Origin of the sequence: Nonomuraea sp. NPDC049625, assembly GCF_040675285.1 — a bacterium.
In the GTDB taxonomy this organism is placed as follows: domain Bacteria; phylum Actinomycetota; class Actinomycetes; order Streptosporangiales; family Streptosporangiaceae; genus Nonomuraea; species Nonomuraea angiospora_A.
Map to the genome: position 1 here is coordinate 1,101,530 of NZ_JBFAOQ010000001.1, position 23,133 is coordinate 1,124,662.

20 protein-coding genes are annotated in these 23,133 nt (G+C 69.7%); 6 read left to right on the plus strand and 14 right to left on the minus strand.

What is annotated here, in order from left to right:
• Positions 1-11: 11 nt before the first annotated feature.
• The gene (locus AB0J87_RS05395) at positions 12-770 is read left to right on the plus strand and encodes an SDR family oxidoreductase (RefSeq protein WP_350729892.1); all 759 of its coding nucleotides are present in this window, start codon (positions 12-14) and stop codon (positions 768-770) included.
• Here the strand turns inward: AB0J87_RS05395 and AB0J87_RS05400 are convergent.
• The 8 genes from AB0J87_RS05400 to AB0J87_RS05435 all read right to left on the minus strand — a co-directional run bounded on the left by AB0J87_RS05400 (position 767) and on the right by AB0J87_RS05435 (position 9,983).
• On the minus strand, positions 767-1,624 hold the full coding sequence (locus AB0J87_RS05400) for a phosphotransferase (protein WP_363962737.1): 858 nt from the start codon (positions 1,622-1,624) through the stop codon (positions 767-769). The genes AB0J87_RS05395 and AB0J87_RS05400 overlap by 4 nt on opposite strands.
• Positions 1,625-2,620: a LacI family DNA-binding transcriptional regulator gene (locus AB0J87_RS05405; RefSeq protein ID WP_350729896.1), complete on the minus strand. Its 996-nt coding sequence runs from the start codon at positions 2,618-2,620 to the stop codon at positions 1,625-1,627.
• Positions 2,621-2,652: 32 nt separating this feature from the next.
• Positions 2,653-4,023: a GH1 family beta-glucosidase gene (locus AB0J87_RS05410; RefSeq protein WP_363962738.1), complete on the minus strand. Its 1,371-nt coding sequence runs from the start codon at positions 4,021-4,023 to the stop codon at positions 2,653-2,655.
• Positions 4,020-4,823, minus strand: coding sequence for a carbohydrate ABC transporter permease (locus tag AB0J87_RS05415; RefSeq protein WP_350729899.1), 804 nt, complete (start codon positions 4,821-4,823; stop codon positions 4,020-4,022). Before AB0J87_RS05415 ends, AB0J87_RS05410 begins: the two co-directional genes overlap by 4 nt.
• Positions 4,820-5,782, minus strand: coding sequence for a sugar ABC transporter permease (locus AB0J87_RS05420; RefSeq protein ID WP_350729901.1), 963 nt, complete (start codon positions 5,780-5,782; stop codon positions 4,820-4,822). The genes AB0J87_RS05415 and AB0J87_RS05420 overlap by 4 nt, the downstream gene beginning before the upstream one ends.
• A complete protein-coding gene (locus AB0J87_RS05425) occupies positions 5,779-7,077 on the minus strand; it encodes an extracellular solute-binding protein (RefSeq protein ID WP_363962739.1) in 1,299 nt (432 codons plus the stop codon). The genes AB0J87_RS05420 and AB0J87_RS05425 overlap by 4 nt, the downstream gene beginning before the upstream one ends.
• Before the next feature lie 123 nt (positions 7,078-7,200).
• Positions 7,201-8,091 (minus strand): serine/threonine-protein kinase, encoded by an 891-nt coding sequence (locus AB0J87_RS05430; RefSeq protein WP_350729905.1) that lies wholly within the window; start codon positions 8,089-8,091, stop codon positions 7,201-7,203.
• Between the two features lie 62 nt (positions 8,092-8,153).
• Positions 8,154-9,983, minus strand: coding sequence for an N-6 DNA methylase (locus AB0J87_RS05435; protein WP_363962740.1), 1,830 nt, complete (start codon positions 9,981-9,983; stop codon positions 8,154-8,156).
• A gap of 76 nt (positions 9,984-10,059) precedes the next feature.
• Between AB0J87_RS05435 and AB0J87_RS05440 the strand changes: the two genes are divergently transcribed.
• Both AB0J87_RS05440 and AB0J87_RS05445 read left to right on the plus strand, forming a co-directional pair.
• Positions 10,060-10,830, plus strand: coding sequence for a protein phosphatase 2C domain-containing protein (locus AB0J87_RS05440; protein WP_363962741.1), 771 nt, complete (start codon positions 10,060-10,062; stop codon positions 10,828-10,830).
• Between the two features lie 181 nt (positions 10,831-11,011).
• Positions 11,012-11,872 (plus strand): CHAP domain-containing protein, encoded by an 861-nt coding sequence (locus AB0J87_RS05445; protein WP_363962742.1) that lies wholly within the window; start codon positions 11,012-11,014, stop codon positions 11,870-11,872.
• 22 nt (positions 11,873-11,894) lie between these two features.
• On the opposite strand, the gene AB0J87_RS05450 is transcribed toward AB0J87_RS05445, so the two are convergent.
• A complete protein-coding gene (locus AB0J87_RS05450; protein ID WP_363962743.1) occupies positions 11,895-12,944 on the minus strand; it encodes a glucose 1-dehydrogenase in 1,050 nt (349 codons plus the stop codon).
• Between the two features lie 125 nt (positions 12,945-13,069).
• Here AB0J87_RS05450 and icmF point away from each other — a divergent pair, with 125 nt between their 5' ends.
• Positions 13,070-16,261 (plus strand): fused isobutyryl-CoA mutase/GTPase IcmF, encoded by a 3,192-nt coding sequence (icmF, locus tag AB0J87_RS05455; protein WP_363962744.1) that lies wholly within the window; start codon positions 13,070-13,072, stop codon positions 16,259-16,261.
• Between the two features lie 83 nt (positions 16,262-16,344).
• Positions 16,345-16,845 carry a thiol peroxidase gene (tpx, locus tag AB0J87_RS05460; RefSeq protein WP_363962745.1) on the plus strand — a complete coding sequence of 167 codons (501 nt, stop codon included), beginning with the start codon at positions 16,345-16,347 and terminating at the stop codon, positions 16,843-16,845.
• A gap of 34 nt (positions 16,846-16,879) precedes the next feature.
• Here the strand turns inward: tpx and AB0J87_RS05465 are convergent, their stop codons facing one another.
• Complete coding sequence (locus AB0J87_RS05465) at positions 16,880-17,683, minus strand: SAM-dependent methyltransferase (RefSeq protein ID WP_363962746.1); 804 nt, start codon at positions 17,681-17,683, stop codon at positions 16,880-16,882.
• A 100-nt stretch (positions 17,684-17,783) separates the two neighbouring features.
• Between AB0J87_RS05465 and AB0J87_RS05470 the strand changes: the two genes are divergently transcribed.
• The gene (locus tag AB0J87_RS05470) at positions 17,784-18,530 is read left to right on the plus strand and encodes a helical backbone metal receptor (protein ID WP_363962747.1); all 747 of its coding nucleotides are present in this window, start codon (positions 17,784-17,786) and stop codon (positions 18,528-18,530) included.
• Between the two features lies 1 nt (position 18,531).
• Here AB0J87_RS05470 and AB0J87_RS05475 read toward each other — a convergent pair whose 3' ends face one another.
• The 4 genes from AB0J87_RS05475 to AB0J87_RS05490 are packed head-to-tail and all read right to left on the minus strand — an operon-like array spanning position 18,532 to position 22,800.
• Complete coding sequence (locus tag AB0J87_RS05475; protein WP_363962748.1) at positions 18,532-19,692, minus strand: ROK family transcriptional regulator; 1,161 nt, start codon at positions 19,690-19,692, stop codon at positions 18,532-18,534.
• Positions 19,693-19,695: 3 nt separating this feature from the next.
• Positions 19,696-20,541, minus strand: coding sequence for a carbohydrate ABC transporter permease (locus AB0J87_RS05480; protein ID WP_350729919.1), 846 nt, complete (start codon positions 20,539-20,541; stop codon positions 19,696-19,698).
• Positions 20,528-21,436, minus strand: coding sequence for a sugar ABC transporter permease (locus AB0J87_RS05485; protein ID WP_363962749.1), 909 nt, complete (start codon positions 21,434-21,436; stop codon positions 20,528-20,530). Before AB0J87_RS05485 ends, AB0J87_RS05480 begins: the two co-directional genes overlap by 14 nt.
• On the minus strand, positions 21,433-22,800 hold the full coding sequence (locus AB0J87_RS05490) for an extracellular solute-binding protein (RefSeq protein WP_363962750.1): 1,368 nt from the start codon (positions 22,798-22,800) through the stop codon (positions 21,433-21,435). The genes AB0J87_RS05485 and AB0J87_RS05490 overlap by 4 nt, the downstream gene beginning before the upstream one ends.
• Positions 22,801-23,133 lie beyond the last annotated feature (333 nt).

The following is a 23,133-nucleotide window of genomic DNA, read 5'->3' on the forward strand; positions in this document are numbered from 1 at the left end:
CGATGGAGCGCATGAGAGATTTGTCGGGAAAGACGGCATTGGTAACCGGAGCTTCGCGCGGGATCGGGCGGGCCATCGCCGAGCGCCTGGCCGCCGACGGGGCCCGGGTGATCGTCCACTACGCCAGCAACGACGACCTGGCCAAGGAGACGGTGGCCGCGATCGAGGGCGCGGGCGGGCAGGCGTACGCGGTTAAGGCGGCGTTCGAGGACGGCGTGGACGCGTTGTTCGAGGGCATCCGGGGGGAGCGGCTGGACATCCTGGTCAACAACGCCGCCATCCTCGCCGGGGTGCTGGGCACGGTGAGCGAGGAGCAGTTCGACCGGGTCTTCGCGGTGAACGTACGGGCGCCGTACTTCATCATCGAACGGGCCCTCCCGCTCCTCAACGACGGCGGCCGGATCATCAACATCTCCTCGGCCGTCGTCCGCATCGCCCTCCCGGACCTCGTCTACTCGATGACCAAGGGAGCACTGGACACGCTGGGCTTCAGCCTGGCGCCCCTCCTCGGCGACCGGAACATCACCGTGAACACCGTCTCCCCGGGAGTCACGGAGACGGACATGAACGCCTGGCTCCGCGCGGACGACGGCACCGCCGAGCGCGCGGTCACCGAGGTGACCGCGCTGGGCCGCATCGGCCGCCCGCAGGACATCGCGGACGCCGTGGCGCTGCTCGCGAGCGAGGAGTCCCGGTGGATCACCGGTCACGTCCTGGACGTCACCGGCGGCTACTTCCTCGGCCCGCGCGGCGGCGTGATCCCGGTCTAGCGGGTGGCGCCGCTGGGGTCCCGGAGCCACGCCTCCAGCGTCGCGCGGGCGTCGGCGGCCCCTGCGGGCAGCCGCAGCCCTCTGAGGAGCATCCACAGCGTCCCCTGCAGCGCCCGCGCCGCCAGGAACTCCCGCAGCTCGGGATCGTCGGGATCGTGCCCATAGGCCCGGACGGCCGCCCGGCCGTCGAGCCGCTGCGTGCGCAGCAGGCAGGCCAGGTCCCACTCGACGGGCGCGGCCATGCTCTCCTCGAAGTCGTTCCAGAGCAGCCCGGCGGGGGTGGCGAGGAGGTTGCCGGGATGCGCGTCGCCGTGGACGGCCTGCGCCGTGCGGCCCGCCAGCCGTTCGGCCAGGCCCGCGTGCGCGTCCCGCAGCCGGGCCAGCACGCCGGGCGGGACCTCCCCGTCGAGCAGCTCCAGCAGCCGCAGCGGCTCGTCGAGCACCGGCCCGAGATAGGGCAGCTCGCCGGGAAAGCCCCGCAGCGCCTCGTGCAGCTCGGCGAGCCCCCGCCCGGCCGTCTCCGGGCCCATCCGATGGCCGGGGTCGTGCTCGACGTGCTTCCAGAAGGAGACCGCGACCCCGTCACGCAGATGCGGCCCGGCAGGCAGCAGGTCGCTCGGCGGCACGACCGGCACGCCCTGCCCGTGCAGGTAGGACACGACGTCCAGCTCCCGCCGCAACGCGTCGGCGGGCCGCGCCCGCCCCAGCGCGGTCACCGTCGGCACCCGCGCCACGATCGGGGCCGGGTGCAGGTGGACCCGGAGGTTGAACGAGTCGTTGAGGACCACCGGATCCGCCACCCGGATGCCGTGCTCCTCGGCCAGGGAGACGGCGGCGGCCACGGCGGGGATCATCTAGGCGGACTCCCTGATCACCAGCTCCGTGGGCATGATCACCGGCTCGGCCGGTCCGCCCTCGAACAGCCCGAGCAGGAGCCCGACCATGGCCGCCGCCTGCTCGGCCACCGGGTGCCTGAGCGTCGTCAGCGGCGGTTCGGTGTATTTCGCCGCCTCGATGTCGTCGAAGCCCACCACGGCCACGTCGTCGGGCACCCGGCGCCCGGACTGGCGGAGTGACTGCAGGGCGCCGACGGCCATCAGGTCGTTGGCCACGAAGACGGCGTCCAGGTCGGGGTCGTCGCGCAGGAGCTGCCGCATCGCGACCGCGCCCGACTCCCGGGTGAAGTCGCCGATCGCCACGATCGACCTGAGGTCGGAGTCGCGCAGCACGTTGCGGTAGCCGGCCAGGCGGTCCTGGCCGCCGATCATGTCCTGCGGGCCGGCGATCGTGGCGATCCTGCGCCGTCCCGTCTCCACCAGGTGCCGGACCCCGATCTCCGCTCCGCCGACGTTGTCGTTGTCGACGTACGGGATGTCCACGGGAACGGCGGGCCGCCCGTAGGAGACCACGGGGACGCGCAGGCGCGACAGCGCGGCCGGCAGCGGGTCGGCGCCGTGCATGGAGATCAGCATGACCCCGTCGACGTGCCCGCCCGCGATGTAACGCTCCACCCGGGCGTGGCTCTTGGCGGAGGAGGCCAGCATGAGCACGACCTGCTTGTTCACCGCTTCGAGCGCCACGGACGCCGACCTGATCGCCGTGGAGAACATCGGGTCCTCGGAGAAGACCCGGGTGCCCGGCTCGCTGACGACCAGGGCGATCGAGTCGGTGCGCTGGGTGACCAGGCTGCGCGCGGCCGAGTTGGGCACGTAGCCCAGCTCGTCGATCGCGCGCTGCACGGCGTCGCGGATATGGGGCGCCACCGTCGTCTGGCCGTTGACGACCCGGGAGGCGGTGGCGCGGGAGACCCCCGCCCGGGCGGCGACCGCCTCGAGGGTCGGGCGTCTCATGACTGCACCAAGTGGGAGAGCACGGAAAAAATCTACAGGCCGTTCCTGGTGATGACGTCTCTGTACCAGAGAGCGCTGTCCTTGAGGATCCTGGCCTGGGTCGCGTAGTCGACGTGCACGATGCCGAACCGGCGCCGGTAGCCCTCGGCCCACTCGAAGTTGTCGAGCAGCGACCAGACCAGATATCCGCGCAGGTCCGCGCCCGCCCCGATGGCCCGGTGCACCTCGCGCAGGTGGCCTTCCAGGTACGCCACCCGCTCGTCGTCGTGCACCCGGCCGTCCGCCACGACGTCGTCGAAGGCCGCGCCGTTCTCCGTGACCATGAGGCCGACCTGCGGATAGTCCTGCGAGAGCCGTACGAGGAGCCGGGACAGGCCGTCCGGCACGATCGGCCAGCCCATCGCGGTCGTGGGCGCGTCCGCCGCCGCGAACCTGACGTCCTCCGAGCCCGGCCACGCCGCGTCGGCCGGCAGCCCCGGGCCCGACTCGACCACGCACGGGTTGTAGTAGTTGACGCCGACCAGGTCGATCGGCGCGTTGATCAGCGCGAGGTCGCCGTCCAGGATGTGCTCCGTCCCGCCGTTGCGCGCCACCGCCTCCAGGACCTCCGGCGGGTACGTGCCGTGCACCGCTGGGTCGAGGAACTGCCTGGTCAGCAGCGCGTGGACGCGGTCCGCGACGGCCGCGTCCGCCTCGCCGGCCACCGCCGAAGGGTCGTTGACCTGGGCGGGGGTGAGCACCGGGGAGGAGTTGACCACCAGCATGAGGCTGCGCGCGCCGGAGTCGCGCAGCCGCCGCGCGGCCAGCCCGTGGCCGAGCAGCAGGTGGTGCGCCGAGCGCAGGGCGTCGGCCGGGTCGCGGCGGCCCGGCGCGTGCACGCCGTTGCCGTAGCCGAGGAAGGCCGACACCCATGGCTCGTTGATCGTGGTCCAGTCGCCCACCCGGTCGCCGAGCCGGTCGTGGACGGCCTGGGCGTAGTCGGCGAACCGGTACGCCGTATCGCGATTTGTCCACCCACCACGGTCTTCGAGGGCTTGGGGAAGATCCCAGTGATAAAGCGTGACATAAGGCGAAATTTCGGCGGCGAGTAGCTCGTCCACGAGCCGGTCATAGAACGCCAGCCCGCGCGGGTTGACCGGACCCGCGCCGTCCGGCTGGACACGCGGCCACGCGACCGAGAACCGGTAGGCCCCCAGCCGCAGCTCGCGCATCAGCCCGACGTCCTCGCGGTAGCGGTGGTAGTGGTCGCAGGCCACGTCGCCGGTGTCGCCGTCCGCCACGTTCCCGGGGGTGTGGGAGAAGGTGTCCCAGATCGACTGGCCCCGACCGTCCTCCTTGACCGCCCCCTCGATCTGGTACGAGGCCGTCGCGGCACCCCAGACGAACTCCTCGGGAAAGATCATCCCTTAACAGCTCCTTGCATGATTCCACCGATGATTTGCCTGCCGAACAGGGCGAAGACGGCCACGAGCGGGAGCGTGCCGATCGCCGTCCCGGCCAGCCCGAGCACGTAGTCGTTGACGTACCCGCTGGCCAGCGTGGACAGCGCGACCTGGACCGTCGGGTTGTCCGGGTTGAGCACGACCAGCGGCCAGAAGTAGTCGTTCCAGGCCGACATGAACGTCAGCATGCCGAGCACCGCCGCCGCCGGACGGGCGGCGGGCAGCACGACGTGCCAGAACAGTCCCCACGTCGAGCACCCGTCCACCCGGCCCGCCTCCAGCAGCTCGGTGGGCAGGGCTCGCGACAGGTACTGGGTCATGAAGAACACGCCGAACGCGTTGACCAGCGCCGGGACGATCAGCGCGTAGGTGGTGCCGGTCCACTCCAGCTTCACCATGAGCATGTAGAGCGGGATGATGCCGAGCTGCGCCGGGACCATCATGGTGGCCACGGTGATCACGAGCATGACGTTCCTGCCCCTGAACTTCAGCTTGGCGAAGGCGAACCCGGCCAGCGTCGAGAAGAACATCACCGCGATCGAGATCGACCCCGCCACGATGACGGAGTTGAGCAGCGCGAGCCCGAAGGGGACGGTGTCGAAGACCCGGGAGACGTTGGCGAAGAAGTTGCCGCCGGGGATCAGCGGCGGCGGCACCTGGCCCAGCGCCGAGTTGTGCCGGGAGGCCACCACGACGCTGTAGTAGAGCGGGAAGGCCGAGAAGAAGGCCACCGCGGTCAGGGTGAGATAACGCAGCCTCATATCAGGCCCCCTCTCACCCGGCGGGTGATCAGGAAGTTGACCAGCGCGACGATCACCACGGCCAGGAACATCAGCCAGGACGCGGCCGAGGCGTAGCCGAAGTCGAACGTCGAGTTCGCGAAGCCCTGCTCGTAGACGAACAGCGCCAGGGTCTGGAACTGCCGGTCGGGCCCGCCGGTGGCGATGCCGCCCCCGCCGCCGCTGCTCTGCCCGAAGAGCAGGGGCTCAGCGATGATCTGCATGGCGCCGATCGTCGAGACGATGACCACGAAGACGATCGTCGGCCTGATCATCGGGATCGTGATCCTGCGGAGCTGGGTGAAGCCGCTGGCGCCGTCGATGGTGGCGGCCTCGTACAGCTCGCGCGGCACGGCCTGCATGGCGGCCAGGAAGATCAGCGCGTTGTAGCCGGTCCAACGCCACATGATCATCACGGAGAGCGCGAGGTGCGAGGTCGCGGTGCCGGCCGCCCAGTCGATGCTGCCGACGCCGAACCACGAGAGCACCCAGTTGATCAGCCCGAAGTCCCGGCCGAAGAGCTGGCTGAAGATGACCACGACGGCCACCACGCTCGTGACGTTCGGCAGCAGCAGCGCGACCCGGAACAGCGTCTGGAACCGCAGCCGCCGGTTGAGCAGGTGTGCCAGCCAGATGGCCAGCATGAGCTGCGGCACGGTCGAGAGCACGCCGATGGACAGGGTGTTGAACGTGGCGTTCCAGAAGTACCCGTCACTGAGCAGCGTCGAGTAGTTGTCCAGCCCGATGAACGTCTGGGTCTCCGACAGCAGCGACCACTCGTGCAGGCTCACCCAGGCCGTGTAGACCAGCGGGAACAGCCCGAAGGCGCAGAAGAGCAGGAAGAACGGCGCCACGTAGGCGTACGGCGACACCCTCAGGTCGAGGGTGTGCCGCACGCTGCGCCTACGCCGTCGCGAGACCGCGAGGGGAAGGGAGCTCATTTGATCTTCTTGACGTCCTCGAGCACCTGGGCCCACGCCTCGTCGGGCGACTGCTTGCCCTGCTCCACGCGGCCGAGGCCGTTGCCGACGGCCGTGCGCACGTCGGCCTCCTTGGGGCCGAGGTGCTGCGGCTTGAGCGCCTTGGCGGCGTCGGAGTAGATCTTGCCGATGGGGGCGTCGCCGAAGAACGGCTTGGTGAAGTTCTGGATCGACGGGTCGTCGTAGAGGGCCGGGATCGACGGGAACGTCCCCTCCTCCTTGAACACCTTGGCCTGGTTGTCCTTGGAGGTCAGGAAGTCGATCAGCTCGGCCGCCTCCTTCGGGTGCTTGCTCTGCTTGGGCACCATGAGGTGGGAGCCGCCGCTGTTGCCGGAGCCGCCGGGCACGGTCGCGATGTCCCACTTGCCGGCCGAGTCCTTGGCCTGCTCCTGGATGAAGCCGGTCATCCAGGCCGGGCAGATGATCGTGGCGAACGAGCCCTTGGCGAAGCCGGTGTTCCACGGCGGCGTGAAGGCCGCCAGCTTGGCGGTCAGGCCCTCCTGGGTGAGCTGGTTGGACAGGTCCCAGGCCTTCTTCACGTCGGGGTTCGAGGCCACGATGATGTTGTCCTGGGCGTCGTACAGGCCGGTGGGCGCCTGGTTGACCATCGCGCGGAAGATCTCGCCGGGGGAGTCCACGAACTTGGCGCCCGCCACGTTCGCCGCGCCGAACTTCTTGCCGGTCGCGATGTACTGCTCCCACGTCGGCCAGAGGGCGGCCACCTCGGTCCGGTCGGTCGGCAGCCCGGCCTTCTTGAACAGGTCCTTGCGGTAGCACATGGCCAGGCCGCCCACGTCGGTGCCGAGGCCGAGCACCTGCGTGCCGTCCTTGCTCAGGCCCTGCTGCCACTTCCAGTCGAGGTAGTCGGGCTGCCGCTTGTCCAGCCCGTACTGCTTGAGATCGACGAACTTGCCCGGCTGGGCGGTGAACGTGCTGATGTAGCCGACCTCGACCGCCTCGATGTCGCCCGTGCCGGCGTTCGTGGCCAGCCGCTTGACGAGGTTGCTGTGGTGGTCGTTGAACTGCGTGACGTTCTCGACGATCTCGATGTCGGGGTGGGTCTTCTTGTACTCCTCGTAGAGCGGTTTGAAGCCGAAGTCGCCGAAGAGGCCGACGGTGAGCTTGATCTTCTCTCCCGGCTTGGCGCTCTCCGTGGCGGTGCTCCCGCCGCCGCCTCCGCCACCGCAGGCCGTCGCCAGGGCGAGCAGGGACGCGGTGATCAAGGGCATGGCGAATCGCCGGACGCGAGGGGTCATGGAACCCTCCTTGGTCGGTGCTTGCGAGGTATGTGAGAGAGCGCTCTCTCAAGAGATTCGCGGCGATAACACCGGCCTGTCAACGGAGGCTAAATAACGATCCGGCTTAGCGAGAGAGCGCGTTCACGCGTTGAGCGCGCGGCCGGCCATGCGGGCGTACATGCGGCCGGGGCTCGGGGCCTCGGTGAGGAAGCCGGGCAGCACAGGCAGCTCGACGGCGAACGGGTCGAGCCGCTCGTACAGCTCGTTCGCGTCGGCGGGCCGGTCGTCCGGCAGCTTCTCCAGCAGTTGCGACAGCAGCGCGTCCAGCTCGGGGGGCAGCCCGGGGATGGCCGGCGGGCGCTCCTTGACCTGCTTCTCGAAGACCATGTAATCGGTGGGCCCGGTGAACAGCTGCTGCCCGGTCAGCATCTCGTGCAGCACGCAGCCGAGCGAGTAGAGGTCGCTGCGCGGCTCGGCGACGCCGTGCTTGATCTGCTCGGGAGCCATGTACGCCGGCGTGCCCAGGATCTGCCCGATCCTCGTGAACGTGGTGACCTCGGCGTCCCGGAGCATGGCCAGCCCGAAGTCGAGCACCTTCACGCTGCCGTCGGGGCAGAGCATGAGGTTCGTGGGCTTGAGGTCGCGGTGGCAGATCGCCAGGGCGTGGGCCGCCGACAGCACGGCACACGCCTGGGCCGCGATCGCGGCGGCCCAGCAGACGGGCAGCGGGCCGTGCTCGCTGACCACGTCGGCCACCGTGACGCCCTCGATGAACTGCATCACCTGGTAGAGCCGCTGCTCGTGGGTGCCGAAGTCGTAGAGCACCGGCGCGCCCGGATGCTCGAGCCGGGCCAGGATGCGGGCCTCGCGGATGAACCTGCGCTCCAGTTCGTGATCGTGCCCGCTGGGCAGCCTGAGCAGCTTCACCGCCACCCGGCGGTCCAGGTGGCGGTCGTGGCCCGCGTAGACGGCACCCATGCCGCCTTGCCCGAGAGGGAGGTCGTCGAGCACATAGCGGTCGCCGATGACCATTCGCCCCTCCCCGCAGCCTTCCGGGAAAAAACTACACCGTCACGCGACGGAGTGCCGTCGGCTCACGGGTTGAGGCCATGGACCGGGGGATGCAGGTGGCCGTCCGCGAGGCCGTCGAGGCCCAGCCTGATCAGCGCCTGCCCCAGCGTCGAGGTCTCGCGGATGGCGTCTTCGAGCACGGCGAGCTGCCGGAAGGCGTCGCCGTACGCCTTCTGCTCCTTCAGCGACAGGCGCGGCAGCCGGGTGCGGCGCACGTCGAACCTGCTGGAGCCGGTGGTCGCCCGGCCGCCGGCGGCCCGTAGGAAGCCCGCCAGGAAGTCGGGGTCGAGCCGGCGCGCGTCCACCCGGTAGAGCGTCAGATGGGGCCCCAGCACCGCGCCGCCGTCGGCCATCACGCGCACGCTGGAGTAGGAGGCCACGACGTCACCCGGGCGGATCGCGATCAGGCCCTGCTGCATGGTGGTGGAGCCGGACGGCGGCGTGCCGTTGAGCACGTCGTCGGAGGTCAGCACGGGCACCTCGCCGCCGTCCGCGGCCATCTTGGGCGGAGCCTGCGACGTGGCCACCAGACCTTCCTTGATCAGGTCGCCCAGCGTGGTCGCGGGCTGGTCGAGCGGCTGCTCCAGGACCTTCAGGTCGGGCGGGGCCGAGGCGGCGGCCATGAAGCGGTCGCGGGCCTCGGCGTACGCCTTGCCGACGTCGTCGCGCCGCTGGTGGCGGGCCGGGGTCATGTCGACCTCGTCGGCCAGCAGGTCGATGATGCGTACGGTCTGGTCGGAACGGTCCTCCAGGTACGCCTCCCAGGCCGGCTCGACGCTCGCCAGGTCGGCCGTGGCGTCGAGGATCAGCACCTCGGACGGCGGCCGCTCGCCCGCCGCCGGCCGGCGCAGCAGCCAGAGGTCCGACCCCGGCAGCGCGATGACGGCCCGCAGGGCGCCCGCGCGCAGCAGGTTGGCCCGGATGCGGCGGCCCGCCTTGCGGCTGGCGGCGGCCGGGGGCATGAGGATGGCGACCAGGCCGCGCGGCTTGACGTGGGTGAGGCAGTGCTGCACCCAGGCCAGCTCCGGCTCGCCGCGCGGCGGCAGGCCGTACTCCCAGCGCGGGTCGCCGGTCAGCTCCTCGTAGCCCCAGGCCCGCTCGTTGAACGGCGGGTCGCACACCACGGCGTCGGCCCGCTCGCCGGCGAACCCGTCGTCGCGCATCGAGTCGCCGGCCACGACCTCGGCCTCGATGCCGCGCAGCCGGAGCCGGGAGGCGGTGATGGCCGCCGAGGTCTCGCTGAGCTCTTGCCCGAGCATCCTGGCCGCCCCCGGCTCCGCCTGGGCGTGCTGGTCGTGGGTGGGGGCGAGGAGCAGCGTGCCGACGCCGCAGGCCGGGTCGAGGATCGTCGAGCCGCTTGGCCGTACCAGGCTGACCATGAGCCCCGCCACGTCCTCGCGGGTCACGGAGAGCTGCCGCGAGTGCGCCTCGAGATAGCGCTCACAGAGGAACTCGTACGCGGTCAGCGCGCCGAGCTGCTCGGCCAGCTCCAGCAAGAGCTCCGCCAGCTCCGGCTCCAACCCGCCCTTCACGGGCGATTCGGGACTCGGCTCACCCGGGGTGTCCGGGCGGGTCAGCAGGGCGCCGGCCTGGGCCACCAGCTCGCCCAGGCGCAAATCGCCCGCGGCTTTCAGGCGTTGCCACACCCGATCTCCCAGCGAGACCTGGTAGGACTTCCCATAGCGACGTAGCCAGGACTCGACCTGCCGGAGCGAGAAGAGCGGCTGGTTGGCCGTGCCGCCGATGGGATCGGGGAAGTCGTCGTGGCGACGGCGCCAGTTGCTCACCGCGGCACGCCCGACACCGGCGAGCCGGGCGATGTCCCCGGCGTTGACGGTCGGGTCGTGGCTCATGGTGCCCAGAGTAGTTCACAAGAGTCTTCAGCGCATCTGCTTGTGAAGTCTTTCAACCAATGATTTACTGCTGGGTATGAAGCACAACATCCGCTATGCCGCCGGATCAGACGTGGGCCGCCGCAGGGAGCAGAACGAGGATTCCGGCTATGCGAGTGGCCGGCTGCTCGTGGTGGCCGACGGGATGGGTGGACACGCGGCCGGCGAGCTGGCGAGCTCGGCGGCGATCGCCGTCATGCGCGAGCTGGATGCCACGCTTCCCGAGACGGGCTCGGACCTCGAGGCGGCCCTGGAGGGCGCCGTGCACGAGGCGGCACGCAGGCTGGTCGAGCTGGCCGACATCGACCCCGCGCGCAGGGGGATGGGGACCACGGTGACCGCCATGCTGTGGGACGGCTACCGGTTCGCCCTGGCTCATCTCGGTGACTCCCGCGGATATCTGCTTCGCGATGGTGCGCTCTACCAGATGACCAAGGATCACACACTTGTGCAGTCGATGGTGGACGAAGGACGGATAACCGAGGACCAGGCCGCCGTGCATCCCCGGCGTTCGATGGTGCTGCGGGTGCTGGGCAGCGAGGGCAGGGCGGAGCCTGACATGGCGCTGCGCGAAGCCGAGCCTGATGACCGCTACCTCCTCTGCTCCGACGGCCTCACGACCGTACTCGGTCCCGAGGTTCTGCACGAGGTCCTGACCACGGTGGCAGACCCGGGCGCGGCCGTCCAGCGGTTGATCGATCTGGCCAACGAGGGCGGCTCGCCGGACAACGTGACCGTGATCGTGGCCGACGTGGTCGCGCCGGGTTCGGGCGAGGCGGCCGTCTATCGCGTGGGGGCCGGCGCCTAACGAGAGTGGTCACCAGTCTCACCTGCCTCACCAGTCACAAAACCGAAATATTGGTTAATAGCACGACACTTTCCGAGTGATTCGCGCAATTTCCCGATGGCGCTACTACAGTCCATCGTGATTTATCGGTTTTCTGGGAGGAGTCACCCTGGACCCGATCGCGGACGAGCTGCTGAAGACGGTGCGGCAGGAACTCGGTTACAAGGAGAAGAACGGCCAGTTCACCAAGTTCGGCCACTGGTATGCGGATCGCGTCCAAGACACCCAGTACCGCAACGGGCCCTGGTGCGACATGTTCATCGCCTGGGCCGCGGACAAGGCCGACCTCAGCCAATATGTGGGCGAGTTCGCCTGGACGCCCTCCCATGCCGCCTGGTTCATGAAACAGGGGGCATGGACGCAGAAGCCCGAGCCGGGTGCGCTCGTCTTCTTCGACTGGAAGGGCGGCAAAAGCTACAAGGGCATCGACCACGTGGGGATCGTGGAGAAAGTCAGCGGCAAGAAGATCCACACGATCGAGGCGAACGTGGACCGGATCTGGCTCAAGCGCAAGACGCGGGAGACGGACAAGGTCGTCGGCTACGGAATTCCGCGCCTGGTCAAGGCCAGTGCCGACAAACTCGGGGAGATCCGCTCGACCGAGCGGCCCTTCGTGCCGGCGCCGCGCGTGGAGACCGGGCGGGGATCGCCCTTGGACGTCCTGGGCACGCCGCCCGCGCTGCTGACCGCGATGGTGCTCATGACCGTCGTCCTGTCCCTCCGCATCACCGGCCGCCGCCGCGGCACCCACCGCCGCCTCGCCCTGCCCTGGAACGCACCAACCACCGAGCGTGAAGCGGCTCCGGCTCGGGACGGCGCTCCCGCTCGCGAACGGGTGACGGTCCCTGCCAAGCCCGCCCCTGCCAAGCCCGCGGAGCACGTGCAGGCCAAGCCCCGTCCCGCCCCGGCGCCGGCCGCCCGCCCGCCCAGGACGCGCGTCACGGCCTCCGCGGCCACCAGGCACTCGACCTCGACGAGACGCAAGCCCTACGAGCCCGACTAGCCCGCGTTCCAGCGCGAAAGGGCTAGGACGTGAGGTCGATGACCACTTTGACGTCGTGGTCGCGCTCGAAGGCGTCCAGGGCGCGCGACAGCGGGACCCGCCGCGTGATCAGCCGTTCGAGCCACCCGGTGTCGGCCTTGGCCAGCGCGTCGGCGGCGTCCCTGTAGTGCCGCAGGTTCGCGTTCACGGAGCCGAAGACCACGTCGTTCTCCAGGACGATGTCCCGGTTGATGAGCCCCGCGTCCACCCGGTGCTCACGCCCTCCCGGCGAGAGCCCGGCCAGGCAGACGATCCCCGCGGCGGCCGTGCCGACCATGGCGTCGATGACGAGCGTCCCGGCCCCCGTGCACTCGATGATGATGTCGGGCCTGAACGTGGTGAGCTCCTTCAGCGACGAGCCGGAATGGTAGGTCCCGTCCAGATCCTCCACGAGCCGCGACTTGAGCCCGGGGGCCGAGCGGTCGAGCACGTGCACCTCCAGCCCCCGCTGCCGCCCCATCAGCGCCGCCAGCAGCCCGACGGGCCCGGCCCCCGTGACCAGCAGCGTCTGGGGCTCGAACCAGGCCCGCGACCCGATCCGCTCGATCTGCTCCCACGCCTTGGCGACCACCGACGCGGGCTCGACCAGCATGCCGACGCTCTCCAGCGACGGATCCAGGCGCACGGCGTAGCCGGCCTCGACCGTCCAGCGTTCGGAGGCGTAGCCGTCGATCTGCTTGATGCCCCGCTCGGTGTACTCGCCGTTGCGGCACATGTCGAACTCGCCCCGCTGGCAGGCCCCGCACGGCACGGGGTCGGGCCGCCGGACCACCCCGACCACCAGGTCGCCGGGCGAGTACGCGGACCCTTCGGGCACCTCCAGCACCCGGCCCAGCGATTCGTGCCCGAGCACCATGCGCTCCTTGCCGGGCGGCGGCCAGCCGTAATCGGCGGTGATCAACTCCCTGTCCGTCCCGCAGACCCCCAGCGCCAGCCCCTGGACCAGCAGTTCACCCTTCTCCGGTGCGGGATCGGGGACCTGCTCGACGGCGAGCGTCCCCTTCTTGCCCGGTGCGAACGTCAGTGCGCGCATGCGACGTCACCCCCCTCGGGCCCCCTACCCGGATGGCGGAAGGAAATAGTAGGACGTCCTAGTGTCTATTAGTAGGACGTCCTAGTATCTTCGGAAGGGAAGCCCTCACGAAGGAGTGAACAGGCGTGCACGTCCCGGTACACCCAGTCCGTTTCGTGACCGCCGCGGCCTTGTTCGACGGCCATGACGCGGCGATCAACATCATGCGGCGCATCCTCCAGTCACAGGGGGCCGAGGTCATCCATCTCGGGCACAACCGCTCGGTGGACGAGATCGTCACGGCCGCCCTCCAGGAGGACGTCCAGGGCGTGGCGATCAGCTCGTACCAGGGCGGCCACGTGGAGTTCTTCACCTACCTCGTGGAGCTGCTGCGCGAGCGCGGGGCCGGGCACGTCAAGGTGTACGGCGGCGGCGGGGGAGTGATCGTCCCCGAGGAGATCGAGCTGCTGCACTCGCGCGGCGTCACCCGCATCTTCTCGCCCGAGGACGGCCAGCGGTACGGGCTGCCCGGGATGATCAACCAGCTCATCGAGGAATGCGACGTCGAGCTGGACGGCGCCCCGTCGGTCGAGGCCGTGGTCTCGGGCGACCAGGCGGCGCTGGCCCGCGCGATCACGCTCATCGAGTCGGGCCGCGCCCCTGAGGGACTGGTCGAGGGCCTGAAGGCCGCCGCGACGGACAAGCGCGTCCCCGTGCTCGGCATCACCGGTACGGGCGGCTCCGGCAAGTCCTCGCTCACCGACGAGCTGGTCCGCAGGTTCCGCGTGGACAACGACGACAAGCTGCGCATCGCGGTCATCGCCATCGACCCCACCCGCCGTCGCGGCGGCGGCGCGCTGCTCGGCGACCGCATCAGGATGAACAGCCTGAGCCCCCAGACCTACTTCCGCTCCCTGGCCACCAGGGGCGCCGCCAACGAGGTGCCCGCCTGCCTCGACGAGGTGATCACCGCCTGCCGGGCCGCGGGCCACGACCTGGTGATCGTGGAGACGCCCGGCATCGGCCAGGGCGACGCCGGGATCGTCCCCCACGTGGACGTGCCGATTTATGTGATGACGCCCGAGTTCGGGGCGGCCTCCCAGCTCGAGAAGATCGACATGCTGGACTTCGCCGAGGCCGTGGTGATCAACAAGTACGAGCGGCGCGGCGCGGAGGACGCCCTGCGCGACGTGCGCCGCCAGCTCGTACGCAACCGCGAGGCGTTCGGCGTCCGGCCGGAGGACATGCCGGTCTTCGGCACCATCGCGGCCCGCTACAACGACGCCGGGGTCACGGCCCTCTACCAGCACCTCAAGCCCCTCCTGCTGGGCGAGCCGGGGCCGGGGCTGCTGCCGAAGGTGTCCGGGCGCACCTCGCAGGCGTCGGCCGCCATCGTGCCGCCGGCCCGGGTCCGCTACCTGGCCGACATCGCCGAGACCGTGCGCTCGTACCACGCCGAGACGCTCGCGCAGGCCGAGGTCGCCCGCCGCCGCCAGCAACTGGCCGCCGTGCGCTCCCTCCTGGAGGACTCCCGTCTGGAGGAGCTGGAGGCGCAGGCGGAGCGGGAGCTGAGCGAGGAGAGCCGGGCCCTGCTGGCCACCTGGCCCGTTGTCAAGGAGCGCTACACCGCCGACGAGCTGGTGGTGAAGGTGCGCGACCGCGAGATCCACACCCCGCTCTGGCGCGAGACCCTGTCCGGCAACCGGATCCCGCGCGTGGCCCTGCCGCGCTACAGCGACCACGGTGACCTGCTGAGGTTCCTGCGCGGCGAGAACCTCCCCGGCTCGTTCCCCTTCACCGCCGGCGTGTTCCCGTTCAAGCGCGACGACGAGGACCCGACCAGGATGTTCGCCGGTGAGGGCGACCCGTTCCGCACCAACAGGCGCTTCAAGCTGCTGTCCGAGGGCCAGCCCGCGACCCGGCTGTCCACGGCGTTCGACTCGGTGACCCTCTACGGCCACGACCCGGACCTGCGGCCCGACATCTACGGCAAGGTCGGCACCTCGGGTGTCTCGATCGCGACGCTGGACGACATGAAGGTGCTCTACGACGGGTTCGACCTCGCGGCGCCGAACACGTCCGTGTCCATGACGATCAACGGCCCCGCGCCCACGATCCTGGCCTACTACCTCAACACCGCCGTCGACCAGGCCCTCGACCGCTTCCAGGCCGAGCAGGGACGCCCGCCGTCGGCCGAGGAGGCCGCCGGCCTGCGCGCCCGTACGCTGGCCACGGTCAGGGGCACCGTGCAGGCCGACATCCTCAAGGAGGACCAGGGCCAGAACACCTGCATCTTCTCCACCGAGTTCTCGCTGCGGATGATGGCCGACATCCAGGAGTGGTTCATCAAGAACGGCGTGCGCAACTTCTACTCGGTCTCGATCTCCGGCTACCACATCGCCGAGGCCGGGGCCAACCCGATCAGCCAGCTCGCCTTCACGCTGGCCAACGGCTTCACGTACGTGGAGGCGTACCTGGCCAGGGGCATGAAGATCGACGACTTCGCCCCGAACCTGTCGTTCTTCTTCTCCAACGGCATGGACCCCGAGTACAGCGTGCTCGGCCGGGTGGCCCGCCGCATCTGGGCGGTGGCCATGCGGGAGCGCTACGGCGCCGGGGACCGGTCGCAGAAGCTGAAGTACCACATCCAGACCTCGGGCCGGTCGCTGCACGCCCAGGAGATGAACTTCAACGACATCCGCACCACCCTCCAGGCCCTGATCGCCGTCTACGACAACTGCAACAGCCTGCACACCAACGCCTTCGACGAGGCCGTGACCACCCCGTCGGCCGACTCGGTGCGCAGGGCCATGGCCATCCAGCTCATCATCAACCGCGAGTGGGGCCTGGCCAGGAACGAGAACCCGCTGCAGGGCTCGTTCATCGTCGAGGAGCTGACGGACCTGGTGGAGGAGGCCGTGCTCGCCGAGTTCGAGCGGCTGTCCGACCGGGGCGGCGTGCTGGGCGCGATGGAGACCGGCTACCAGCGCGGCAAGATCCAGGACGAGTCCATGCTGTACGAGATGCGCAAGCACGACGGCTCGCTGCCGATCGTCGGGGTGAACACGTTCCGCAACGGCACGGACGAGCCGCCGGCGCACAAGCTGGAGCTGGCCAGGGGCACCGAGGACGAGAAGCGCTCGCAGCTCGACCGGCTGCGTGCCTTCCACGAGCGCAACCGCTCGGAGGCCCCGGCGCAGCTCGCCCGGCTGCGCGAGGTGGCGATGTCGGACGCGAACGCGTTCGAGGTGCTGATGGACGCGGCCCGCGTCTGCTCGCTCGGCCAGATCACGGAGGCGCTGTTCGAGGCGGGCGGCCAGTACCGCCGCAACGTCTGACCACGTGCGTGGGTGATGAGGGGGCTCGGGAGCCGCGCGGATAGGATCACTGGTCGGGGAACATCGCTATCCAGGAGGCTTTCATGTCCGACGTCACTTTCAAGGGCACGCCCGTCACCGTGGGCGGCACCTTCCCGAAGCCCGGCGTCAGCGCGCCCGCGTTCAAGCTGGTGGGCGGCGACCTGGCCGAGCACTCGCTGGAGGAGTACGGCCAGAAGACCAAGGTGCTCAACATCTTCCCGAGCCTCGACACCGGCGTCTGCGCGGCCTCGGTGCGGCGCTTCAACGAGGTGGCCGCCGAGCACCCCGAGGTGGCCGTGCTCTGCATCTCCGCCGACCTGCCCTTCGCCCAGAAGCGGTTCTGCGGCGCCGAGGGGCTCGACAACGTGGTCACGCTCTCGCTCATGCGGGGCCGTGAGTTCCTGACCGACTACGGCGTGGCGCAGGAGTCGGGGCCGCTGGCGGGGCTGGCCGCGCGCGCGGTGGTCGTGCTCGACGGTGACAACCAGGTGGTCTACTCCGAGCTGGTGCCGGAGATCACCCAGGAGCCCGACTACGACGCCGCGCTGACGGCGCTCAAGTAAGTGAGCCGGGGGTCCACGTCGTGGACCCCCGATCTCAGTTCCTCCTGGCCACGCCGCACAGGATCAGCGACGACTCGGGCCCGTCGACGAAGTCGATCATGTCGGCCTGGTCGGGACGCCACTCCGGCAGCCACACGAGACCCGGGTCGACCAGCTCGAACCCCTCGAACAGCGCCGCGATCCGCGCCCGGCTCCTGAACGTGAGCGGAGCGTTGGTGCCCCGGTAGACCTCGGTGATCGCCTCCACGGCCGCGGCCCGGGCGTCGCCGGTGCAGTGGGACATGACCAGACAGCTGCCGGGGGCCATGGCGTCACGCAGGCTCGCCACGATCTCCCGAGGGTGGTCGGAGTCGGCGATGTAGTGCATGGTCGCCGTCAGCAGCACGCCGACCGGGCGGCTGAAGTCGATCGCCGCCATCACCTCGGGATTGCGCAGGATGCCCTCGGGCTTGCGCAGGTCACCCTCCACCGCCGTCGTGTCACCCTGCCCGGCCAGCAGCGCCCTGGCGTGCACCAGCACCACCGGATCCCGGTCCACGTAGACCACCCTGGCCCCCGGGGTGATCTTCCTGGCGACCTCGTGCACGTTGTCCTGGCCGGGCAGTCCTGTGCCGATGTCCAGGAACTGCGTGATGCCGGACTCGGCGAGGTACCGAACGGCGCGCCCCAGGAACGCGCGATTCGCCCGGACCGCCGCCCGTAACTCCGGAGCCGCCTCGAGCAGCTTCTCCGCCGCCGCCCGATCGGCAGGGAAGTGGTCCTTGCCACCCAGGAGGTAGTCGTAGAGCCGGGCGACGTTGGGAGTGTGCGGATCGAAGGCTGGCGACTCTCGTTCCAACCGTCATTCCCCCGATCAAGAGTTAACGATCTTCGACCTGGATTCTACGGATCTATACCGACATTCACTGCCGAATACCCGTCGGATCTAGGCTGATGTTGTGGACGACACCGGCGTACCCGTGAAGATTCCCGGCACCGTGCGGCGGATCGTGTCCCTGGTGCCGTCGCTGACCGAGTCGGTGGCGGCGACCGTGCCGGAGGCGCTGGTCGGGGCGACCGACTGGTGCTCGCACCCGGCCGACCTGGACGTGACCAGGGTCAGGGGCACCAAGAACCCCGACCTCGACGCGATCAGGAGGCTCCGGCCCGACGTGGTCCTCGCCAACGCCGAGGAGAACCGCGCGCCCGACATCGAGGCTCTGCGCGCATCGGGCATCGCGGTCTGGGTGACGAAGATCGAGACGCTGGATCAGGCTTTCGTGTCGCTGGAGCGCATGTTCCGGGAGGCGTGCCGTACCGGCCGTCCCGGGTGGCTGGACGCGGCGGAGCAGGCGTGGCGCGCGCCCGCGGAAGGGGCGCGGCGCACGGCCGTCGTCCCGATCTGGCGGCGGCCGTGGATGGTGGTGGGGCGCGACACGTTCACCGGGGACGTGCTCAGGCGCCTCGGCGTGGACAATCTCTACGCCGGTCACGAGGAGCGTTACCCCAAGATCCCGCTGCCCGAGCTGGTCGAGCGGCGGCCCGGCCTGGTGGTGCTGCCGGACGAGCCGTACGCGTTCTCGGAGACGGACGGGCCCGAGTGCTTCCCCGGGCTCGCCTGCGCGCTGGTCAGCGGGCGGCTGCTCACCTGGTACGGCCCCTCGCTCGTGGAGGCGCCCGCCCCGCTGCGGAGCGCCCTCGGCTGACTCAGCGCACCCGTAGGCGTCCGGTGACACCCAGGGCGGCGTCCACGGAGGCGGCGGAGAGCACGTGCTCCATGACGATCACCGCCATCCCCACGATCCCGGCCCGGTCCTCCAGCGAGGTGGGCACGATCTCCAGGTGCCTGGTCGTGTACGGCAGGCTGTGCCGGTAGACGACCTCCCTGATCCCCGTCAGATAGTGCTCCCTGGTCTCCGCCATGTCCCCGGCCAGCACCAGCACGCCCGGATTGAGCAGGCTGACCGCGGTGGCCAGCACGAGGCCCAGCGTGCGGCCCGCCTCCTGGGTGCGGGCGATGGCCGCCGGATCGCCCGCCTGCACGAGGCGTACGACGTCGCGGCTGGAGCCCTGGCCCAGGTCGGTGGCCAGGGCGTGGCCGCTGGCCAGCGAGGCCACGCAGCCGCGCGAGCCGCACGTGCAGACCCGGTCGTCGTGCTCGTTCAGCCGCACGTGCCCGATGTTCCCGGCGGCCTCCTCGACGCCCCGGTAGATCTGCCCGTCGATCACGATCCCGGTGCCGATCCCGGTCGACACCTTGATGAGGATGAGCGAGTCCGTGTCGCGCCACGACGACCACCACTCGCCCAGCGCCATCGCGTTGGCGTCGTTCTCGACCAGGACGGGCACGTCGTAGGTCTCGCCGATCGCCTCGCCCACCGGATAGCCGTCCCACCCGGGCATCAGGAACGACCTGATCATCCGGCCGGTGGTGTGGTCCACGGAGCCGGGCAGGTCGAGCCCGATGCCGCACACGTCGCTCGCCGGCCGCCCGGCCCGGTCGAGCAGCCGCTGGAACGCCTCCCGCACCCACGACAGGACCGCCTCCGGGCCGAGCTCGATGCGCATCTCGGTGCGCTCCTCGGTCAGGGTGTTGGCGGCCAGGTCGGTGAGCGCCACGCCGGCGTGGGAGGCGCCCAGGTCGGCCACCAGCATCAGACGCCGGCCGGCGTCCACGTCGAGCACCGAGGGCGGTCGCCCGCCCCCGGAGGCCGCGACGCCGGACTCGTGGATGTATCCGGCGTCGATGAGCCGGTCGACCCGGTCGGTGATCGTCGACCGGGACAGGCCGGTGTACTCGATCAGTTCCTTGCGCGTACGGCAGGTGCCATGGCGGATGAGCTGGAGGATCTGCCCTGCCGTCAGCATGGTCTATCCCTTCTCTGCTCCTGCCGTGAGGCCCTCCGTCAGCAGCCGCTCACTGGCGAAGAACACGATCACGATGGGCAGCGTGAGCACCACCGAACCTGCCATCAGGACCGTCGTGGGGATCTCTATGCTCCCCGCCAGCTGCGAGAGGCCCAGGGACACCGTCCAGCTCTCCCGCTTCTCCACGAGGAAGAGCAGGGCGAACAGGAACTCGTTCCACGCGATCATGAACGCGTAGAGACCAGTCGCCATCAGCGCGGGCTTGGACAGCGGCAGCACCACGCGCCAGATGGTCGAAAGCCTCGTGCACCCGTCGATCGCGGCCGCTTCCTCCACGCTTTGTGGCACGGTCTCGAAGTAGTTGCGGAGCATGTATACCGTGACGGGCACGGTTTGCGCGATATACACGAGGATCAGTCCGAAAAGCGATCCGCGCAGCCCCAGCATCGTGAAGAGCACGAACAGGGGGATGGCCAGCACGATCGCCGGAAACAGGTACACCGCCAGGAAGAGGAAGTGCACCTGCCGCCGCCCGAAGAAGCGCAGCCGCGCGACCGCGTACGCGCCCGGGATCGAGATCAGCAGCGTGACCGCCACCGAGGCGAGCGCGACGATCGCGCTGTTCCTCAGGAAGCTCAGGAAGCCCTGCCGGGTCAGCACGTCCACATACGTGTCCAGGGTGAAGCCGCGCGGCCAGAGCGAGCCCGGCTCCAGGATCAGCTCCTGGATGTCGCGTACGGACAGCATCACCATGTAGAGGAACGGGAACGCGGTCATCAGGAAGAGCACCGCGATGACCAGCGGTTTCAGCACCCTGAAGAGGACCCGCTCGAACCTATCTCTGCTCACCTTCACCCCCGCCGAAGAACCGCAGGTAGACGGCCAGGAACACGACCAGGAAGACCGCCAGCACGATCGCCTGCGCGGCCGAGGCGCCGATGTCGTCGCGGGCGGTCAGGAAGTTGTAGACCCGCACGCTGACCACCTCGGTCCCGGCTCCGCCGCCGGTCAGCAGGTAGACGTCGTCGAACTTGGTGAACGTGAACACGAACCGCAGCACCGACAGCAGCGCGATGATCCGCCAGAGCTGCGGCATGATCACGTATCGGAACCGCTGGGTCGGCGTGGCCCCGTCCACGACCGCGGCCTCGTCCAGCTCCGCGGGCAGCGCCTGCAGCCTGGCCAGGATGAACAGGAACGCGAACGGGAAGTACCGCCACGCCTCGAACGCGATCACCGTGAACAGCGCCACCGGCACCCGCACGCCCAGGAGCTCGCCCCTGGCCTGGGTGAGGAACGCGATCGGCTCGTGGAGCCAGGTGTTGACGATGCCGTACTGGGGGTTGAGCATCGTCTCCCACAGGAACGCCACGGCCACGACCGGCGCCACGTACGGGATCAGGATGGAGGCCCTGACCAGGGTCCGCCCCCTGAACCTGTCGCGCAGCGCCAGCGCCGCCACCAGCCCGATCGCGATCGACAGCGCGGTGCCCGCGACGGTGTAGACGAGCGTGTTGACCAGGGACGACCAGAAGCCGGGCTCGGAGACCACGTACGAGAAGTTCTCCAGCGTGTAGTGGCCGAAGACGCCGGCCCGGCGGATGTTGATCAGCCGGGCGTCCTGGAACGCCAGCATGATCGCCCACAGCAGTGGCAGCACCACCACGACCAGCGTGATGACGAGCGTCGGCGAGATGAGCGCCAGCCCGGCCCGCCCTTCCTGCTGCCGCAAGGTGCGGGTCACTGGCGGATCCCGCGCTTGATCGTCTCCACGTCGGTCTTGGCCTGGGCGGCGGCGGCCTGCGGGGTCTGAGAGCCGTCCACGACCGCGCTGAGCGCCTTGGGCACGGGCAACTCGCCCATGGTGGCGCCGACCAGCTTGCCCTGCCCCTGCGGGATCCCCCAGCGGGCGAACGTGTCCGGGCTCTTGCGCAGGGCGTCCAGCACGTCGGCGGGGTAGATGCCGGCCAGCGGCTTCTTGGAGTCGACCCCGGCGGGCAGCTTGTTCCACTTGTCCTCGAAGCCCTTGCGGGTCGGGAACTTGCCCTCGGGCGCCATGCCGATCCAGCGCTCGTAGCCCTCGTTCATCATGTAGGCGACGAACTTCGCCGCGGGGTCCTTGGCGGCGTCACGGGTGACCGCCCAGGAGACGATCTCGCCGTACTGTGCGGGCGCGCTCCCGTCGGGCCCCTTCAGCGCCGTGACCACGCCGGTGTTCTTGGCCAGCCACTCGGGGTCGGCGCGGCACTCCCGGCAGCTCGGCAGCGCGTCCTTACGGAGCCCGGCCAGCTCGTCGAGGATGAACGACGACCAGATCGTCATGGCCGCCTTGCCGGAGAAGTAGGTGGCCCGGGTGGAGTCGACGTCCTGCTTGCCCTTGACCGAGTAGTCCTTGGCGAGCTTGCCGTAGAACGCGAACGCCTTCACGCACTGCGGCGAGTCAAGGGTGACATTTCCGGAATTGTCGACGAGCTGGCACCCGTTCGCGAGCGCGACGTGCTCGAAGCTCTGCGCGGTGAACGAGTCCTTCGGCGCGATCGCCAGCGTGATGCCCGCGACCCCTCCCGTGTTGAGCTTGGCGGCCGCCGCCTCCAGCCGCTCGTACGTGTCGGGCGGCTGCAGCCCGGCCTTGTCGAACAGGTCCTTGCGGTAGAGGATCAGCTGCGCCCACCCGTCGCTCGGCACCGCGAGCAGCTTCCCGCCCGAGCTGTCGAGCTCCAGGGCCCGCGGCGAGAAGGAGTCCCGGCCGAGCTGGTCGACGACCTTGCCGGGGGTCTCGGTGTCGAGCAGGTCGTTGGCCTCCAGCTCGCGCACCGCCGCCAGCGGCAGCGCGCCGATCACGTCCGGCAGGTCGCCGGCCGCGGCGGCGGCCGTCACGGCCTGGCTGAACTGGTCCTCGGCCATGGCGACCAGCTTGACCTGGATCCCGGTCCTCTTGGTGAAGTCGGCGGCGATCTGGTTCTGTACGGCCATCCGGTCGTTGAGGTTCTCTTCGGTCCAGACGGTGATCTGGTTGCCGGCGGACGACTCGCCACCGTCGCCGCACGCCGCCAGCGAGGCGGCGGCCAGCAGCGCGACGGAGAGGACGGCGGTTACCTTCTTCGGCATGGCACGCTCCTCCGATTCGGGGATATGCCGCCCTTACCCTCGCCATGACCTCGGCAACGTTCGGTAGTCGATAACGAGACCGGTCTGTACCCACTCCGTGCCTACACGGCCATAACTGGATCTTTGTCGCAAAAGATCTACTTTTGGGGCATTTCGGTCATCCGGAGGTCACCGCACTAGCTAGAAAGCCCAGGTGTGCGGCCTGGCAGGCGATGTCGGTAAGGTCACTTTCCGGAAGACACGCTGGCAGAAACCCCAATTTCACCAGCCGCCCCCGGCGGAAGTCGTAGACTTAAGAGTGTTTCGAGCGCAACTATCGTATGCAAACAAGTG

Coding starts and splice junctions, on each gene's coding strand:
- AB0J87_RS05395 (WP_350729892.1), top strand. CDS start 12: ATGAGAGATTTGTCGGGAAAGACGGCATTGGTAACCGGAGCTTCGCGC.
- AB0J87_RS05400 (WP_363962737.1), bottom strand. CDS start 1,624: ATGATCCCCGCCGTGGCCGCCGCCGTCTCCCTGGCCGAGGAGCACGGC.
- AB0J87_RS05405 (WP_350729896.1), bottom strand. CDS start 2,620: ATGAGACGCCCGACCCTCGAGGCGGTCGCCGCCCGGGCGGGGGTCTCC.
- AB0J87_RS05410 (WP_363962738.1), bottom strand. CDS start 4,023: ATGATCTTTCCCGAGGAGTTCGTCTGGGGTGCCGCGACGGCCTCGTAC.
- AB0J87_RS05415 (WP_350729899.1), bottom strand. CDS start 4,823: ATGAGGCTGCGTTATCTCACCCTGACCGCGGTGGCCTTCTTCTCGGCC.
- AB0J87_RS05420 (WP_350729901.1), bottom strand. CDS start 5,782: ATGAGCTCCCTTCCCCTCGCGGTCTCGCGACGGCGTAGGCGCAGCGTG.
- AB0J87_RS05425 (WP_363962739.1), bottom strand. CDS start 7,077: ATGACCCCTCGCGTCCGGCGATTCGCCATGCCCTTGATCACCGCGTCC.
- AB0J87_RS05430 (WP_350729905.1), bottom strand. CDS start 8,091: ATGGTCATCGGCGACCGCTATGTGCTCGACGACCTCCCTCTCGGGCAA.
- AB0J87_RS05435 (WP_363962740.1), bottom strand. CDS start 9,983: ATGAGCCACGACCCGACCGTCAACGCCGGGGACATCGCCCGGCTCGCC.
- AB0J87_RS05440 (WP_363962741.1), top strand. CDS start 10,060: ATGAAGCACAACATCCGCTATGCCGCCGGATCAGACGTGGGCCGCCGC.
- AB0J87_RS05450 (WP_363962743.1), bottom strand. CDS start 12,944: ATGCGCGCACTGACGTTCGCACCGGGCAAGAAGGGGACGCTCGCCGTC.
- tpx (WP_363962745.1), top strand. CDS start 16,345: ATGTCCGACGTCACTTTCAAGGGCACGCCCGTCACCGTGGGCGGCACC.
- AB0J87_RS05475 (WP_363962748.1), bottom strand. CDS start 19,692: ATGCTGACGGCAGGGCAGATCCTCCAGCTCATCCGCCATGGCACCTGC.
- AB0J87_RS05490 (WP_363962750.1), bottom strand. CDS start 22,800: ATGCCGAAGAAGGTAACCGCCGTCCTCTCCGTCGCGCTGCTGGCCGCC.